This window comes from Halopseudomonas salegens, from assembly GCF_900105655.1.
Lineage (GTDB): Bacteria > Pseudomonadota > Gammaproteobacteria > Pseudomonadales > Pseudomonadaceae > Halopseudomonas > Halopseudomonas salegens.
The window spans coordinates 3320710-3338385 of sequence record NZ_LT629787.1; the positions used below are offsets into that span (position 1 = coordinate 3320710).

16 protein-coding genes are annotated in these 17676 nt (G+C 58.3%); 9 read left to right on the plus strand and 7 right to left on the minus strand.

All coding sequences use genetic code 11. From position 1 onward, the window contains the following. Positions 1 to 88 precede the first annotated feature (88 nt). The 3 genes from BLU07_RS15360 (at position 89) to BLU07_RS15370 (ending at position 2580) form a co-directional block, all read left to right on the plus strand. Positions 89 to 418 (plus strand): hypothetical protein, encoded by a 330-nt coding sequence (locus BLU07_RS15360; RefSeq protein WP_092388677.1) that lies wholly within the window; start codon positions 89 to 91, stop codon positions 416 to 418. Positions 419 to 492: 74 nt separating this feature from the next. Then, entirely contained in the window at positions 493 to 1698 is a 1206-nt protein-coding gene (locus tag BLU07_RS15365; RefSeq protein WP_092382989.1) for an IS256 family transposase, read from the plus strand. 189 nt (positions 1699 to 1887) lie between these two features. Beyond that, positions 1888 to 2580 (plus strand): hypothetical protein, encoded by a 693-nt coding sequence (locus BLU07_RS15370; RefSeq protein WP_157719222.1) that lies wholly within the window; start codon positions 1888 to 1890, stop codon positions 2578 to 2580. Positions 2581 to 2640: 60 nt separating this feature from the next. Here the strand turns inward: BLU07_RS15370 and BLU07_RS15375 are convergent, their stop codons facing one another. After that, the gene (locus BLU07_RS15375) at positions 2641 to 4188 is read right to left on the minus strand and encodes a carbon-nitrogen hydrolase family protein (RefSeq protein WP_092388681.1); all 1548 of its coding nucleotides are present in this window, start codon (positions 4186 to 4188) and stop codon (positions 2641 to 2643) included. A gap of 162 nt (positions 4189 to 4350) precedes the next feature. On the opposite strand from BLU07_RS15375, the gene BLU07_RS15380 reads away from it, so the two are divergent. Continuing rightward, positions 4351 to 4899 (plus strand): cupin domain-containing protein, encoded by a 549-nt coding sequence (locus BLU07_RS15380; protein ID WP_092388683.1) that lies wholly within the window; start codon positions 4351 to 4353, stop codon positions 4897 to 4899. Between the two features lie 72 nt (positions 4900 to 4971). Then, complete coding sequence (locus tag BLU07_RS15385) at positions 4972 to 6381, plus strand: dihydrolipoyl dehydrogenase (protein WP_092388684.1); 1410 nt, start codon at positions 4972 to 4974, stop codon at positions 6379 to 6381. Here the strand turns inward: BLU07_RS15385 and BLU07_RS15390 are convergent, their stop codons facing one another. Further along, complete coding sequence (locus tag BLU07_RS15390; protein WP_092388686.1) at positions 6382 to 6948, minus strand: DUF4136 domain-containing protein; 567 nt, start codon at positions 6946 to 6948, stop codon at positions 6382 to 6384. Between the two features lie 120 nt (positions 6949 to 7068). Here BLU07_RS15390 and BLU07_RS15395 point away from each other — a divergent pair, with 120 nt between their 5' ends. The 4 genes from BLU07_RS15395 (at position 7069) to BLU07_RS15410 (ending at position 10483) form a co-directional block, all read left to right on the plus strand. Continuing rightward, positions 7069 to 7821 carry a 5-oxoprolinase subunit PxpA gene (locus BLU07_RS15395; RefSeq protein WP_092389923.1) on the plus strand — a complete coding sequence of 251 codons (753 nt, stop codon included), beginning with the start codon at positions 7069 to 7071 and terminating at the stop codon, positions 7819 to 7821. Then, positions 7818 to 8522, plus strand: a complete 705-nt coding sequence (pxpB, locus tag BLU07_RS15400) for a 5-oxoprolinase subunit PxpB (RefSeq protein WP_092388688.1) — start codon at positions 7818 to 7820, stop codon at positions 8520 to 8522. Before BLU07_RS15395 ends, pxpB begins: the two co-directional genes overlap by 4 nt. Beyond that, a complete protein-coding gene (locus BLU07_RS15405; RefSeq protein WP_092388690.1) occupies positions 8519 to 9445 on the plus strand; it encodes a 5-oxoprolinase subunit C family protein in 927 nt (308 codons plus the stop codon). Before pxpB ends, BLU07_RS15405 begins: the two co-directional genes overlap by 4 nt. Positions 9446 to 9559: 114 nt before the next feature. Beyond that, entirely contained in the window at positions 9560 to 10483 is a 924-nt protein-coding gene (locus BLU07_RS15410; RefSeq protein ID WP_157719223.1) for a hypothetical protein, read from the plus strand. Here BLU07_RS15410 and BLU07_RS15415 read toward each other — a convergent pair. The 5 genes from BLU07_RS15415 to BLU07_RS15435 all read right to left on the minus strand — a co-directional run bounded on the left by BLU07_RS15415 (position 10401) and on the right by BLU07_RS15435 (position 17635). Further along, positions 10401 to 11339, minus strand: a complete 939-nt coding sequence (locus BLU07_RS15415; protein WP_092388694.1) for a hypothetical protein — start codon at positions 11337 to 11339, stop codon at positions 10401 to 10403. The genes BLU07_RS15410 and BLU07_RS15415 overlap by 83 nt on opposite strands. Beyond that, the gene (locus BLU07_RS15420; protein ID WP_092388696.1) at positions 11330 to 12370 is read right to left on the minus strand and encodes an isopenicillin N synthase family dioxygenase; all 1041 of its coding nucleotides are present in this window, start codon (positions 12368 to 12370) and stop codon (positions 11330 to 11332) included. Before BLU07_RS15420 ends, BLU07_RS15415 begins: the two co-directional genes overlap by 10 nt. Before the next feature lie 218 nt (positions 12371 to 12588). Further along, positions 12589 to 15672: an efflux RND transporter permease subunit gene (locus BLU07_RS15425; RefSeq protein ID WP_092388698.1), complete on the minus strand. Its 3084-nt coding sequence runs from the start codon at positions 15670 to 15672 to the stop codon at positions 12589 to 12591. Further along, entirely contained in the window at positions 15669 to 16760 is a 1092-nt protein-coding gene (locus tag BLU07_RS15430) for an efflux RND transporter periplasmic adaptor subunit (protein ID WP_092388700.1), read from the minus strand. Before BLU07_RS15430 ends, BLU07_RS15425 begins: the two co-directional genes overlap by 4 nt. A gap of 77 nt (positions 16761 to 16837) precedes the next feature. Beyond that, on the minus strand, positions 16838 to 17635 hold the full coding sequence (locus BLU07_RS15435) for a TlpA family protein disulfide reductase (protein WP_157719224.1): 798 nt from the start codon (positions 17633 to 17635) through the stop codon (positions 16838 to 16840). Positions 17636 to 17676: the final 41 nt, after the last annotated feature.

Here is a 17676-nt window from a genome sequence, read left to right on the forward strand (position 1 = left end):
TCTGTGTCACGCACGCCATCCTCACAGGGTGACGTGATTCTCCAGTCGCCCACCTTTCTTTCTTGCCATTAAAGACACGGAGAGCGCAGTGAAATATTTGATTAAATCAGTACTTTATTTAGTTGTTTTTGCAGCGCACTCTGGGTGTACCGAACACCAGACGACGAGTAAACAAGTTGAAAACAAAATCAGAGAAAGTCTTGCTATTGGCGATCCGCAGAGTGACATCGAAAGTTTTATGGAAAGCCACAATATTGGTTTTACATATGATGACTTTATGAGTCGTTATCAAGGTATTATACGGGACCCTTCTTCATTCAAGCCCAAGGGCTACCATAGCATGGTGATTCATATTTATGTTGATGACAGTCAGGCCTTTGAGCGAGCTGAAGTCAGGGATTCATATACATTGCTTTAGGGGCATACTGAGAGCTAGGGTAGTATTCATAATTCTGTGTCACCTCTTTAATCTACTCATCAGAGAGGTGAACCATGAGCAAACCCACATTCGACATTGACGCCGCCCTGCAAGCCCTGCGTGACGGCCAGGATTTGACCGGTAAAGACGGCATTCTCACGCCGTTGATCAAGCAACTCACCGAAGCCGCCATGCAGGCTGAGTTGGACAATCATCTTGCCAAAGAAGCCACGCCGAACCGCAAGAACGGCACGACCGGCAAGACCATGAAAGGCCCCGTCGGCAGCTTCGAATTGAAGACGCCCCGTGACCGCAGCGGCACCTTCGAGCCCCAGCTTATCAAGAAACACCAGACGCACCTGACCGATGAGCTGGAGCGCAAAATCCTGGCCCTGTTTGCGCTCGGCAACAGCTACCAGGACATCCGCGCTCACATTGCTGAGTTATATGATATTGAGCTGTCCAACGGCACCATCAATGCTGTCACCGACAAACTTCTGCCAGAGCTACAGGCATGGCGAGAGCGTGATCTTGAAGTCATCTATCCAATTGTCTGGCTTGACGCCATTCACTACAAAATCAAGGAAAACGGGCGTTACGTCAGCAAGGCCATCTACACCATTCTCGCCCTGAACATCGAGGGAAAGAAGGAGCTGCTTGGCCTGTATCTGTCCGACCAGGAAGGCGCCCATCACTGGCTCTCCGTGCTGACAGACCTCTACAATCGTGGCGTTAAGGACATCCTGATCGCCTGTGTAGATGGCCTGAAAGGCTTCCCGGAAGCCATCGAGAGCATTTACCCGAAAACGGAAATCCAGCATTGCGTGATTCACCAGATACGCAACTCGCTGAAGTATGTCGCATCGAAAAACCAGAAAGCCTTCATGGCTGATCTGAAGCCCGTCTACAAGGCTGCAACGCTGAACGCCGCAGAAATCGCACTCGATGAACTGGAAGCCAAATGGGGCGAGAAATATCCAATGGTGATCAAGTCTTGGCGGGGCAAATGGCCGACCCTATCGGCCTACTTCAAGTATCCCGATTACGTCCGCACTGCGATTTACACCACCAATGCGGTGGAGGCTGTGCATCGCCAGTTCCGCAAGCTGACCAAGACCAAGGGCGGCTTTGCCAGTGAGAACGCCTTACTGAAGCTGCTCTATGCCGGTATACTTAAGGCATCCGAGCGCTGGACCCACCCCGTTCAGAACTGGAACCTGACGCTGTCACAGATGGCCATCCACTTCCCCGAGCGCCTGGACGAATACATCAGCCTGTGACGCTGCTGTCGGTGACACAGAGTTTTGAACACCCTCAGAGCTAGTGTTTGAAGTAATCCCTCGAGCATCTTTATTCTATAGTACAGTACGTCAATACGCTCCACACTTTGTACATGGTATTTTAGGCTCCGCCTGGTGGTATTTCTTAGGCTTGTCCATACAATTCTTGCTCTCTCGGATAGGAAAACAATGAGTCCAAAAACAATAACCTGCATTCCCTTTACAGCCATGGTTCTGGGTTTGTATGCGTGCCAAACAACCCGCATCGAACTAGAGACAGCAAAAGAAGAAACCCGCTGGTTTAATCTTGAGCAGTTTGAAAGTGCTGACTCCATTGGCACTACCCCTTACGACCTGGAATTCGATATTGCCTATACTGGCATTGATGGCGACATCATTCATATTACGAATTGTTTTCAAGCAACTTCCTTGGGAAATAGTGGTATAGCGGAAAGAGAATTTGCCCGCTGGAATTTGCTTAACGTTAACTGCGAGGCAGCAAAGCGCTTTTATGAAGCTCCTGAAAGTGCGGTTACTTACTGGCCTTCAACATTTGACTTTTCATTAATCAAAACATTTCCTGGCACGGCCATCCCTTACCTTGGTGGCCAAGGTTTGGATGGGCGCAGTGAAACGCTGGGCAAACATGCATCAAGCCTGGCCTTGATACAATCCGGCAAAAACAGCATCGAGGTTTCTCATGATGGGCTGGTAGTCAAGTATGTGCTGTTGGCGCAAGGAGACTTCAATCGTGATGGCTACCAGGATTTGTTTGTGCGCATGGACTGGTATACAGAGGGTGCTTTTGGTAAAGGTCATGATTGGGTGGTATTGACGAGGACATCGCCCAATACGGCACCCATGATGCTGTGGAGGAAATAATAGGCTGTAGATGGGGACCACAGCCTACGGCTTCGCGATGAGGCGGAGTTGGACTAACCGTTATTTCTTCGATTTCTTGCCTTTCTTGCGCCATTTCAGGCTGAACAGGTCAGTGCGTCGGTCCTTGAGGTTGGTGACCGAGCCTTCGCTGCGCACCAGTTTGAGACGCGTGTAATCGAGGTCGGAGAAGAAGATCATCTCGGTGTTCGGCGTGGTTTCGTTGAGCACGGCATCATGCGGAAAGGCAAAGTCGGAAGGCGAGAATACTGCTGATTGAGCATACTGGATGTCCAGGTTTTCGATCGAGGGGACATTCCCCACGCTGCCGCAGAGCACTACGTAGCACTCGTTCTCGATCGCCCGCGCCTGGGCGCAGTGGCGTACCCGCAGGTAACCATTCTTGGTATCGGTCCAGAAGGGCACGAACAGCAAATCCATGTCCTGATCGGCGAGGATGCGTCCCAGTTCCGGGAATTCGACGTCATAGCAGATCAGAATGCCGACGCGGCCGGCATCGGTTTCAAATACCTGCAGCTCTTCACCCCCATCGATCACCCAGTCGCGGCGCTCCTGGGGGGTAATATGCAACTTGGCCTGGCGCTCTTCAGTGCCATCACGACGCAGCAGGTAGGCAACGTTGTACAAGCGCCCATCATCGCCTTCTTCAATCATCGAGCCGGCGATGATATTGATGTTGTAACTGACCGCCATACGCAACATTTCACTGCGAAAGCGATCGGTAAAGTTGCTCAGAAAGCGGATCGCTTCCAGGTCATCACTCTGGTCCCGCAGCCCCATCAAGGGCGCGTTGAACAACTCGGGGAACACCGCGAAGTCGCTCTGGTAGTCCGACAGCGCATCAACGAAGTATTCCACCTGTTCAAGCACATCCTCGACTGAGGCGAAGCGACGCATCTGCCACTGCACCGCACCAACGCGCGACTGGGTTTTGGTCGATTCCAGCAGTCGCTCTTCCGGTTCGTAGAGAATGTTGTTCCATTCCAGCAGGGTGGCGTAACCGAGGGATTTCTTGTCCTCCGGCAGGTAACCACGCATCAGGCGCTTGACCTGAAAATCATTCGACAGCTGGAACGACAGAATCGGATCGTGGATTTCCTTGCGCGCGACCTCATCGATATATTCTGTCGGCTTCAGGCTGTCAGCATGCTCGTGGTAACCCGGGATACGCCCACCCGCCAGGATTGCCTGCAGGTTCAATGATCGACAAAGCTCTTTGCGCGCTTCATACAGGCGCCGGCCCAGACGGTGGCCACGGTACTCCGGGTCAATCAGCACATCCAGCCCGTACATGGCATCGCCAGCAGCATCATTGTGGATGATTTCATTCTTGCCGATCAGGTCATCATAACGATGCCGCTCGGAGAAGGTGTCGTAATCGACCAGAGCACTCAGCGCCACCCCGACCAGGATGTCGTCATCGACAATCGCGATCTGACCTTCGGGAAACTCCTTGATCAGACGCTTGATGGTTTTCAACGGCCAGGCGCCACCGATGTCGTCATACACCTTGTCCATCAGGATCTTGAGTTGCGGATAGTCGTCCGCTTCCAGGTTGCGCAGATTCAAGTGCAGGTCTTCTGGATCCATTAACCGGGCCTCGTGTCAATTCATTGGTATCCATCATAACACCTCGGACAACCAGCCCCGATCACGTGTTCAAACATTCCGTGTCGGCGTTGAAAATTCTGCACAGCCATGCAATGATTCGCTGCACATGCCCGCCACCCGGTCACTCTGGAGGACTGCAGCTTGGACGTCGGCGCCCGCCTGAAAACAATACGAAAGCTCAAAGGCCTGTCACAACGCGAACTGGCAAAGCGAGCCGGGGTAACCAACAGCACCATTTCGATGATCGAAAAGAACAGCGTCAGCCCTTCGGTCAGCTCGCTGAAGAAGGTGCTGTCCGGCATTCCGCTGTCATTGGTGGAGTTCTTCTCCCTGGAGCTGGAACAGGACAACCAGCACCCGGTGATCTATCGGAGCCATGAGCTGCTGGAAATCGGCAGTGGTGAAGTCAGCATGCAACTGGTCGGCAAGGCTTTCCCCAATCGGGCATTGGCCTTTCTGCGCGAAACCTACCCACCCGGCGCCGATACCGGCCCGGACATGCTGCAACATGATGGTGAGGAAGCGGGCACCATAGCCGGCGGTCGACTGGAGCTGACCGTGAATGGCGAAGTGTTTGTGTTGGAAAATGGGGACAGCTACTACTTCGACAGCAGCCTGCCGCATCGCTTCAACAATCCCTTCGATGAACCTTGCCTGCTGATCAGCGCCACCACCCCAGCCAATTTCTGATCCCTGACGGCTTGCGCCCGAGGCCATGGTCACCATACCCTTATGGGTATATTCCAACCCCGGAGTCCTGGCATGCCCTCAACCATCAACGTCGATGTTGCCATTATTGGCGCCGGCACCGCCGGCATGTATGCACTGCGTGAAGTCATGCGGGCGGATAAAAGTTTCGTACTTATCGACCAAGGGCCGCTTGGCACCACCTGTGCCCGCGTCGGCTGCATGCCCTCCAAGGTGGCGCTGCATGCAGCTCAACTCTGGGCGGGACGCAAACATATGCCTGCCATGGGCATAAGCGGCAGTGAAAACCTGCTTATTGACTACCGGCAAACCTGGCAAGCCCTGCGTGCTCAACGTGATCAATTCAGCAACGGCGCCGCCAGCAAAGCCCGCAAGGCAGCAGGGGATAACCTGATCATGGGCAAGGCCCGCATGCTCAGCCCGACCCGGATCAGCGTCGCCACCGCTGCTGGCGAACAGCTTGTCGAAGCTCAACGCAGCATAGTTGCCACCGGCTCGCGCCCGGTCAGGCCGCACTGGTTACCCAGTGCCGCGCAAGGCGTCATAACCTCCGATGAACTGTTTGAGCTTGACGACTTGCCGCCCCGCATTGGTGTCATTGGCCTGGGTGCCGTCGGACTTGAAATGAGCTTGGCTCTGGCGCGCCTGGGCATTCAGGTTACCGCTGCGGGAACCGGTACCCTGGCTGGCAGCGCTGACCCGGACATTGCACAGGCCGCGGAGCTGCGCTTCAGCAAGGAATTTGATCTCTGGCTCGGCGAGCCCGCCAAACTGGAACCCAAGGGAAAAGGCTGGGTTTTGCATTCCGGTAGTCGACGTGCCGAGGTGGATCTGGTGGTTGCTGCCCTGGGCAGACAAGCCAACAACGACCAGTTGGGCCTGGCCGAAGCAGGCCTGCCGTTGGACAGCAAAGGCCAGCCGGTATTTGACCCGCAGACGTTGCAGGTCGGACAACTACCGGTGTTTATTGCCGGGGATGCGAACGGGGATCGCCCGTTGATGCACGAGGCCGCTGACGAGGGAGCCATGGCCGGTTTTAATGCCTGCCAGCCCAATCCGACGGCCTTCCGTCGCAAGACTCCGCTGGCGATTGCTTTCAGTGATCCGGATTTATGTACCATCGGTGCCAGATATGACCAGCTGGACCCGGAACAGATCCTGGTCGGCAGCGCTCAAGGCAGCAGCAATGGCCGCGCCCGCATTCTGGGCGGCGAGGAAAGCCTGATCCGTCTGTATGCTGACAAACGCAGTGGGACATTACTGGGCGCCAGTTTGCTGTGTACCGCTGGCGAGCATCTGGCTCACCAATTGGCATGGGCCATCCAGCGCAATGAAACCGCACTGGATCTGTTGCAAATGCCTTTTTACCACCCGGTGATTGAGGAAATGCTGGCCAGCGCGCTGCAGGAAATTGCCAAACATTTTGCCGGCACCGCGCAGCCGCTGGGCATACCGCTGGACTGATCAGCCCGGCGGAAATGTTCCCAGTATTCGCGTAACCAGCCGTTGAATCTGTTGATTGCGCTGATCCGGTGATTGCGGCTTGTCACGCAACAATTCAGTATCGCTGCCACGCCAGAGCAGTTCGCCGGTCTGCGGATGCAGGAGGTCGACCTGCAAGGTCACTTCACGGTAATCCACCGCTCGGGTTTCGCTGTAAGCCGGGCCACCGGCCCAACCGCCACCCCAGTAGGCACCAAAAAAACCACCATGGGTGATCGTCACCACATCCTGCTTCGGTTCATTGATCAGATAGGTGCGTACCAGCAAGTCTGCAGGGGCATTCTCGGTCGCTGGTCGCAGGCCGCTGGTAGCCAGCTGCGCGGATACCGCTTCTCGAATACGGTTGGCGGTCAGGTCCGACATGATCCGCGGGTCTCCCTGGGGACGAAATTCCACCGCTGGATCGGCCCAGTCCCAGACCTGGTAATCCTGAAACGAATGCGTCGGATTGAAATCCCGTTGCACCGTGCTGGTTGACTGACAACCGAGCAACAGCGCAAATACGGCAAGCAAAGCAAACACGCGCATAATTCAACCACCTGCAAGAAAACGGAATGAGTAATTGTGTGACCGCAACTCGGCCGACAGGTTCATTGCCGGCTTGCGCAGTGGCTGGCCTTGTGCGGCAAGTTGCGCAACAATCAGGACATGAAAACACTGTTGCTCAACTGCGACATGGGCGAAAGCCTCGGGCCCTGGGTGATGGGACTGGATGCCGAGGTCATGCCCTATGTCGACTGCGCCAATATAGCCTGCGGCTTCCATGCTTCGGACCCCAGCACCATGCGGCGAACCGTGCAGCTGGCGGTGCAGCACGACGTGCGTATTGGTGCTCACCCGGCGTACCCGGACCTGGTCGGCTTCGGTCGCCGCTCGATGGCCTGCTCACCAGCGGAAGTGGAGGACCTGGTGCTCTATCAGCTGGGTGCGCTGGATGCCATCTGCCGTGCGGAAGGAACACGGGTCGCCTATCTGAAACCACATGGTGCGCTGTACAACGATATGCTGCATCAGCCGGAATTGCTGCGAGCCGTCATGACCGCCTGCGCTGCCTTTAACCCGCAACTGCCACTGATGCTCCTGGCCCGACGCGATAACACAGTCCCGCAGACGATGGCCTCCGAGCTTGGCCTGACCCTGTGGCAGGAAGCGTTTGCCGATCGCACCTACACACCTGAGGGTTTGCTCACACCGCGCAATCAGCCGGGCGCGGTGCTGCATGATGCCGAGCACATCCTCACGCAAGCGCTGACCCTGGCCCGCGGCGAAACGCTGCGCGCCAGCGATGGCAGTGCCTTGCAGCTACAGGTGGATACGCTCTGCGTGCATGGTGACAATCCACATTCTGTCGCTATCGTGCGCCAATTGCGCAGCGCGCTGGATAGTATTCAGCCACCATGAAACCCCGTATTGAGCGGGTAGCGGTCGATGCGCTCTGCGTGCACCTTGGTGATTCAATCGATGCGGACTTGCTGCCCTGGCTACAAGCCGCCGACCAGGCTCTGCGCCAGCGATTTGGTGCCTGCCTGATTGATCTGGTGCCCGCCTATACCACATTGCTGCTGCACTACGATCTGATGCAGCTGAGCGACAACCAGGCCCGCGCATGGATTGATCAGGCGCTGCATGCGTTGCAACCGATCAGTGCCAGCGCCGGCAAGCAGCATGAGTTGCCGGTCTGGTATGACCCCAGCGTAGGTCCCGATCTCGCCCAGACCGCTGGTCACCTGGGTTGCTCACAGAGTGAACTGATACGCTTGCACAGCCGGCCCGTCTATCAGGTCTATGCGCTGGGATTCGCCCCCGGCTTTGCCTATCTCGGTTTGCTCGACCCGGCTCTGGCTCTGCCGCGCCTGGCAACACCCCGCCAGCAGGTGCCGGCCGGCAGTGTTGCCATTGCCGAACGACAAACGGCGATTTACCCGTTGCCATCACCTGGCGGCTGGCACCTGCTTGGACGCATGCCCCTGCCGCTTTTCGATCCGCATACTGCGCCCTACAGCCTTCTGCAACCGGGGGATCAGGTAAAAATGGTGCCAGTCGAGCGCGATGAATTCATCCGGCTTGGTGGCGACCCGACACCCTGCGGAGAAACAGCATGAGCCAGCTGCGGGTGCTGAAAACCCTCGGCCTGGCGCAACTGCAGGATGGTGGCCGTTTCGGTTGCCGACATCTCGGGGTGACTCAGGGTGGTGCGCTGGACTGGTTGGCCGCCGGGCAGGCCAACCGCCTGCTGGGCAACCCACCCGACGCTGCTGTCGTTGAAATCCCCTGGGGCGGGCTCAGCCTGCTGATCGAAGAGGACAGCACGCTGGCACTATGTGGCGCCGATCTGGCCGCGACCCTTGACGGCGAAGCAGTCGAGAACAACACCAGCTTTGCCGTGCGCGCCGGACAGCAGCTGGATTGCCACAGCCCCCGCCTCGGAGTACGGGGCTATCTCTCCGCCCCCGACGGTTTCAGCGCCCCAAACCTGCTTGGCGCCTGCGCGACCGTGAGCCGCGAACGCCTTGGCGGCCTGCATGGTGATGGTCGAGCCCTGCAAACAGGTGATCTGCTGGCATATGGTATCCGTGCTGTGCGCCCGACCCGACTGCCCCAGGACAATTATTTTGACCTGTCCGCACCAGCCAGTCTGGACCTGTTGTTTGGCGCTGAATATGCTCGCTTTGCCGGCCCCAGCCTGTTCGCTCTGGTCAATCAGGCCTGGCAAGTGGATCGGCGGGCCGACCGCATGGGGGCGCGTCTGAGCGGCCCTCGTCTTGATTATCAAGGCCCGGGGCTGGTGTCGACGGGGATCCCCCTGGGGGCGATACAGGTACCTCCCGATGGTCAGCCGATCATTCTGTTGCAGGACAGACAAACCATTGGCGGCTACCCGCGTATCGGCGCCTTGACGCCCCTGGCGGTTGCGCGATTGGCGCAATGCTCGCCTGGGCAGATGCTGCATCTGCGTACCATTGGTCAGGAGGCCGCCCTTCAACAGACACTGCACTGGCTGTACAAACTCCAGCAGCAACTATAATGACCGATAACACCCGACATGGCTGTCGCCCCCAACACTCCTACAAGAAGCCAGCCAATGTGCCCGATTACCCGACCAACCGTTGTTCGGTCAGTTTTACTGGGGCTGCTGCTCTTGCTGACGAGCCCGCTGAGCCAGGCCGAACCGCTGAAGTGGACCGTGTGGCCAATACCCGGCGTCGTGAATGTTGCCGATGGCAAGCCTACCGACGGCATCACCATGCTCGCGTTGCGCCAATTGATGCAGCGCCTGCCGGAGCTGGAACCCGATTACCGGCTGGCCAATCGCTTGCGCCAGCAGCGGGATATGGAATATGGCCTGCAATTCTGCTCGACGCCACTGTTCAAGCGCCCGGATACCGACCGTTACGCCTATTTCGTGCCTTTCCTGGTCAGCACGCCAATTCAGGCCGTAGTGCGCCGCGACCAACTGGAGCACTTTCCACTGCGCGACAACCGTCTGGTGCTGAGTGATTTGCTTGAAACAACCGATTCTCATGTTGCGGTATCCGCCTTTCGCACCTACCCGCCGTTGATTCAGGACTGGCTGGCTGTCGCCGAGCCACTCGGCCGCGCTGAGCGCATCAGTGGTAGCCTGAGCGGATCAAATCTGTTGCTGATGGTCAGTCATGGCCGCATTGATCTGACCTTCGAATTTGCCACCATCACCCGTGCGGTCAGCAGCCAGTTGCAACCGCCCGAGCCTCTGCTCAGCCTGCCACTGGCCGAAGAAATGGAGCTGGTAGTGTCCGGCATCTACTGTTCAGGCAGTGACTGGGGGCGGGCCATGGCCGAACAACTGGATCAGGCCATTCGAGAACTGCTCCAGGACCCGCAGGCACTGGAGCAACTACTCGCCCTGTATGCTGACTATTTGCCTGCGGAAACCTGGGCAGCCTTTGACAAGAAGATCATCGCCTATTACCGCGAACGCGCCGAACACGTTACCCAGTGGCCTAGTCCAACCGTTGCAGACAGCGTGCCAGAGTCGCCGACTCCCGCTGAAACCATTCCGCCGCCACCGGAGCCTGATCAGTAGTCGCCTGTGGCTGCCAATCCGGCAACCAGGTATCCAGTTGCCAGCGCCGCTGCAGCAATTCACCGGCTTCCACACACTCCTGGGATAGCTGCCCACTGGCCATATCGTCCCAGGCAAAACCATCAAGGCTCAACAGTGGCTGGCATGCACGGCCCGGATGGGTCGAGCGCTCAACCTGATACCCCTGTTGCCAATCACCTCGCGCCAGCGCCGTATCACATCCCAGGAGGGCGGCCAATTGTTCTGCCTGGCCAACCGCTGCCGCCACGGCGGCGGGCAAGCGCCCCTGGGACTCAACCATGCCGGCCCGGCCGCGCACCAGGGCCGCCACATCACCGGCGATAATCAACCCACCCCCTTGATGGCGCAGGTGACCGGCATCATCGCGCTCCTCCAGCAAACGCAAACCCACCAAAGGGCCTGGGCCGGGTGGTTGCAAGCGCCAGTCCTCTACATAGGCCCCACTGGGAGCAAATTCCAGCATGCAGTTGCCGATCCGTTGCAATAATGCCGGTTCCGGCCAGGGGTTGTGCAACTGCAAACTGACGCCGCCCTCCCAGGCCAGGGCTTTACCATCCCACAGCGTGTCTGCTTGCCAGCCTTCACGCGTGGCAATCAACGCCAATTCATCGGCACGGTAATCAGCCCAGGCTTTGGCGGCCAAGGGTTCCGGACCCGGGGGCAAACGCAAATCCAGCGTAAAACCGCCGCACTGCAACCAGTACACTTGCGTCTGCTCATCGCTCAAACCATTGGCAAAGCTGATGCAACGGCGACGAAAGCAGCCGAGCATCCAATCCGGTACCTGGCTGTTGAATGCTGCCGGCAGTTCTTCCAGTAATTGATTCAGTCGCATATTCCAGCCTCCGGCCGCTGGCCAAAACTGGATACCGGGCGAGACGCTGCCGGTAATACCAGTTCACCACTGGCAAGACGCGACTTCAGATAAGTGAAGGTTTGCGCGGTCTGGGCAAACAGATGCTCTCCGCAGACCAGAGCCGGATAACGAGCTGGTCGGCTGGCACTGACAAACTCTGGCAAGGGTTCAATAACCGTGTCGTAGTCCAGATTACAGAACAGCGGAAAGGCGTAACGCTCTTCGGCAACCTTGCGCACGCGGTGCTGGGTAGCAACGAACTCGCCATTGCTCAGTGCCTCGAGCATATCGCCGATATTGATCACAAAGGCATCGGGCAGCACCGGTGCATCAATCCATTCGCCAGCACCGTTGAGCACTTCCAGACCCGGGGCGGTGGGCAGCAAAATGGTGAAGCACTCGTAGTCTGTATGGGCGCCGATACCGGGCTGATCAGCCGGCGCATCGGGATTGTACGGGTAATGGATCAGGCGCAACTGACTGGGCGGGGTACTGATGTGGCGGGTAAAGCGGTCTTCATCCAGCCCCAGCGCGAGGGCAAAACCGCGAAACAGCAGATTGCCCAACGCCAGCGCCGCGCGATAGTAGGCTTCAACATCGGTCCGGAAACCCGGCAACGCGGTCAGTTCCGGCCACTGGGTTCGGCCCAGCATGGGGCGTGGGTCATCACGGCCCAGGTCATAGTTGATGTCGTAAGCCTCTTTGTAATCAACCACCCCGGGATAAACCTCTTCCTCGCCCTGGGGCACATATCCACTGTGATTGCGTGACTGGCCCACATGAAAGCGCTCCTTGCTGGCCAGCGGCAATTCGAACAGGGCCTGCGCCTGACGGCGAAGGCCGGCGATCAACGCCGGATCAACGCCATGCCCGGTGACATAGAGAAAACCCGCCGCACGGGCAGCTGCACCGAGTTTGTCGGCAGTCGCCTGGCGTTCAGCCGGATCGGTGGAATACAGGCCGTGAATATCCACGACCGGGAGCTCGGTAAAAGCGGTATGTGCAGACAAGGCAACCTCCGGACAGCTTGGCTGAGTTGTCTGGTCGTCCAGAGACAGGCGCTGGCAGCGAATACAGCCAGCGGCCGGGTCGTCCCGGCAGCGTATGCGTCATACCATGTCTAGCGAAATTCATGCCAGCAGCCTGTCCCCTGCCACCGGGGCATAACGAGTTGAAACCGGGAAGCGGATGCACCAGAACAGGGACAACCGCACCCGGCTGGTGCTGCTCAGCCAGTCTCGCCGAGCGCATGTGCTTCGACATCAATGCCGTACAGCAGACTGTAAATCACCGGCAAGATCACCAGAGTCAGCAAGGTCGCAAAGCCAAGACCAAACATGATCACCACCGCCATACTCTGGAAGAAGGCATCGAACAACAGCGGTGCCATGCCCAGAATGGTGGTCAGCGCGGCCATGGCGACCGGCCGTGCCCGGCTGACTGCCGCATCGACCAGCGCCAGCCCGGGCTCCTTGCCGGTTTCCAGCTGTATCTTGATCTCATCGACCAGCACGATGCCGTTTTTCACCAGCATCCCGCTCAGGCTGAGCAGACCCAGCAAGGCCATAAAGCCGAAGGGAATGCCGGTGAGCAAGAAGCCGATGGTCACGCCGATGATCGCCAAAGGGACCACCAGCCAAATGGCCGCAGCTCGCTTGAACGAATCGAACAGCAAAATGGTGATCAGGAACATCGCCAGATAGCCAAGGGGCAGGCTGCCGAATACCGCTTTGCGGGCATCGCGGGAGCTTTCGAATTCACCGCCCCATTCCAGCTGGTAGCCACGCGGCAGCTCAATTGCTTCAATCTGCGGACGCAGGCGCTGGAACAACTGGTCGGCAGTCTGGCCACTGAGCAGACTCGGATCGGCCTGCACCGTCAGGGTACGCCGGCGATCCTGGCGCATGATCAAGGGGTCCTCCCATTCGGTAACAAAGCCGGTGACCACCTGTTCAATGGAGACATAGGTGTCCCGCGCTGTGCTCCAGACCATCAGGTCATTCAGGGTGCCCGGATTCAGCCGTTCCTCATCCGGAGTGCGGGCAACAATCGGCAGCAACCGGGTGCCGTCGCGGTATAGCCCCAGGGTCAGGCCACTGAAATTCATTTTCAGCAATGCATCCAGGTCACGCTTGTCGACCCCCAGTTCACGCGCCTGCGCCTCAGCGAACTGTGGGCGCACCAGCTTGGTCCGCTCCCGCCAGTCATGCATGACCGCGCTGGATACTGCATCAGCCCGCATGATGGTCTGGGCTTGCGCACCCAGCTGACGCAGCACCTGCGGATCAGGCCCCGTAAAGCGCGCTTCGATCTTGCTATCGGCTCCTGGCCCGAGCATCAGTTGCTTGAGTTTGGCCTGTACATTGGGGTGCTCTTGCTGCAAGTAAACTTCCAATTGCTCGATCAGGGGTACCACCTGATCCAGGTGCTCGGTGCGAACCAGCAACTGGGCAAAGTTGTTGTGCTGGCGCTGCGGGAAATAGGTCAGGATAAACCGCAACGCGCCCTGGCCAACGGTCGAGGTCACCGCCGTGACGCCGTCCTGCTCCAGTACGTACTGGTCGATTGTGCTGACTACCTGCTCGGTGTAACGAATGTCACTACCCTTGGGCAGCCAGAGATCGACAAAGAACATCGGGGTGTTGGACGGCGGAAAGAAACTCTGGCGTACCTGAGTAAAGCCCCAGGCACTGGCCAGCAGCAAGACCACCATCAAGGCCAGGGTCAGCGTACGCTGACGCAGAGCCGTGCCCAGCAACCGCCGATACAGGGTGAACAGCAGGCCCTGGTAGGGGTCCGAATCGCTTTGGCTATTGTTCTCAGGGGTATTCCCGAACAGCAAACTGGCAAAGAAGGGCGTCAGGGTAATCGCCGTAACCCAACTGAGCAGCAGGGAAATCAGCAACACCTGAAACAGTGACAGGCAATATTCCCCGGTCGCATCCTCGGACAGACCGATGGGCGCAAAAGCGATAATGGCAATTGCAGTGGCGCCGAGGAGCGGGAACTTGGTCTGGGTGACCACCGCGCGCGCGGCTTGCAGCGTAGACTGACCACGCTGCCGACCAACCAGAATGCCTTCGACAATCACGATGGCATTGTCCACCAGCATACCCAGGGCAATAATCAACGCGCCCAGGGAAATACGCTGCAATTCGATACCCAGAAGGTGCATGAAAATAAAGGTACCGAGCACTGTGAGCGCCAGAATCAGACCGATCAGCAGGCCGCTGCGCAGCCCCATGAAGAGCAACAGCACAACCACAACGATAACCACCGCCATGATAAAGCTGAGCACAAAACCACTGACCGACCCCTGCACCTCGGTGGCCTGATCGTAAAACACATCCAACTGCATACCGGCCGGGCGGTCGCCATCCAGTTCCGCCAGTCGCGCTTGTACCGCGTGGCCGACATCGACCACATTGACGTGATCAGCGAAGGCTACCCCCAGCGCCAGGGCGCGCTCGCCCTGAGCGTGATAGAGATTGCTCGGTTGATCGGTAAAGCCGCGCCGCACCTCGGCAATATCGCCCAGATAAATCCGTTGCGCGGTACCCGGATCGCTGATGATCAAGCGCTCCAGTTCGCCAATGTCGGTAAACTCACCGGTCGGGTGCAAACGCACTGACTCGCTGCCGATCCAGATGCTGCCGGCATCGGAGACGACGTTCTGGTTGCTCAACAGTTGCTGCAAGCGCACGGGCGCAACACCCAGGCTGGTCATGCGGGCACGGGATATTTCCAGAAATACCTGTTCCTGGGGTTCGCCCGCCAGCGCCACTTTGCCGACACCGGGCACCAGAATCAGCTCGCGGCGCAAATAATTGGCAAAATCGCGCAATTCCCGGTAACTATAGCCATCACCGCGCAACAGCAGAAAAGTGCCGTATACGTCGCTGAAGTCATCCTGAATCCGCGGTGCTTCCACCCCCGGTGGCAAATGCGGCCGAATATCATTGATCTTGCGGCGCATTTCATCCCAGATCTGGGGTAATTGATCCGCGCCATACTGGCTCTTCATTTCTACCGTGATCTGCGACAACCCGGCACCACTGATCGAGCGAATGCTGTCAACATACGCCAATTGCTGGATGGCATTTTCCAGCGGATAGGTCACCTCCTCCTCAACCTGTTGCGGCGAGGCGCCAGGGTAAGGGGTTACCACCATGGCCATTTTCAGCGTGAAGTCGGGATCTTCCAGGCGACCAAGATCAAGGAAGGCAATGATGCCGCCGATGCCCAGGAGCAGGGCGATCAGCCAACTGGTGACCTTGCGCTGAATGAAGTATCCGGCAATATCCGTACTCACAAGCCGCGCTCCCGCTCCCAGGGGCGTACCTGCTGCCCTTCCGACAACTCGGAGGACCCTACGGCAACAATCTGCTCACCGGGTTCCAGGCCACTGAGTATCTCGATGCCATTGGCCGTCAGCTGGCCAACGGTGACGTCGCGGGCAGTCACCCGCAAGGTCTCATCCTGCACCTCGGCAACCCAGACCTGACGGACCTCTGGTCCCTGTTCATCCGGGCTGAAAACAGCCTCCACCGGCACCAGCAAGGGTAAATCCCCGGTATTGCCAAGACGGGCAAAATCCACCACCACGGTAGCGCTCATCCCCGGCAACAGCACCACTCCCGGGGGCAGCGGCATACCCAGGGTGACCTCATAAGTCAGGGTGCGCGGATCAGGCTGACTGGCGTGTTCCTTGTAATGTGCCAACACATCCAGACCCGGCAGGCTGTCGATGCGAACTCTTGGTTGGTAGCTGGTTGGCGACGTATCCGGACGCAGATTGGCCAACAGGCTTTCCGGCAACTGAAACACCACATCCATGCTCTCGCCTGCATAGAGTGTGACAATCGGTTGATTGGGCTGGACCGTCTGATAACGCTCGACATGCGTACGTGCCACCAACCCGGCAAAAGGGGCCTTGAGTTGCGTGTACGCCAGCTCCTGGCGAGCCAGATTCAAGGCAGCCTCGGCGGAATTGAACTGTGCCTGGCGCTCTTCAAATTCGGCACGCGACACCACCTGGCGGTCAACCAGGGTGCGCATGCGTTCCAGCTGGCTACGGGTCAGCTCATAGGTCGCTTCACGGTCCTGCAGGCGCAGCCGATAATCGGTGTCATCCAGCTCGGCAATCAGGTCACCCGCCTCGACCTTGCGGCCCTCGCGCGCATGCAGCTCGCGCAATTCACCGCCAAGACGGAAGGACAGCTGCGCCTCTTCCGGCGCTTGTAGACGCGCCGGAAACTCGCGCAGCCGCTGGGCTCCGGGATCAGTGACGGTAAAGAGTTTTACCGGTCGCACCAGCTCGACCGGATCCGGCGCCGGATCGGCACACGCAGCCAACAACAACAAAACGGCCAACAGACCGGCGGGAAACAAAACGCGCATGGCAAGCACCCTGACAAGAGATTATGCAGGGATTATAGGGCTATCTGTTGCCCGTTGCCGAGAATCCACCCACAGCCTTAGCGCAAGCGCTGTATTGCCCGCTGCAGGCCAGCCGCTGACAGCTCGCCAAGATGTGCATCCGCCAGGCTACCGTCACTGTGATAGAACAAGGTTGTCGGCAGCGCGCGGGAGCCAACGGCCAGGCCGAGTGCATTGTCCGGGTCACGCCAGAGGTTATCCAGCTCCAGTCCCTGTGAGGTCAGAAAGTGGGCAATCTCGGCAGTACTCTCACCAGCGTTGACCAGTACGATGGTGACGCCATCCTGTTCCTGTTGCGCCTGTTGCAGTACCGGCATCTCCCGGCGACAGGGCGGGCACCAGGTGGCCCAGATATTCACCACCATGGGCCCTTCGATGTCAGTTAATTGCAGCGGCGCGCCAGCCAGGCTGTAAAAGCTCAACTCCGGCACTTGCTGGCTGTGTTGCAACTGCGAGAAGGCGACGAGACTGAGCAACCAGAAACCGCCACCGACCACTGAGGCCAGTAACAGGGGTCGCCGTACGGCCACCTGCTGCCAGGCGCGCCAACCCGCATAGATGGCTGCCGCCAACAAGCCCGGCCAGAGCAGAAAGCCTCCGTCGCGAATATCCAGCCAGCCCAGACTGAACAGCTGATAATGCTCATGATAGAACAGCACAAAACTCAATCGCGCTACCACCAGTGCCAGCAGCAACAGGCTGCTGAGCAGATCAACGATACTGACATTACGCCCGCGCCCGGCCAGCCAGCCGACCAGCAACGCCAGAGCAAAAGCCAGCGCCGCGAGAACACGCTCGGTGGATAACGCCAAAAAACCCAGTTCGGTAGACAGCACTCGAGCTCCCTCGCGGTAAAGAATGATTGGATCAGTCCATA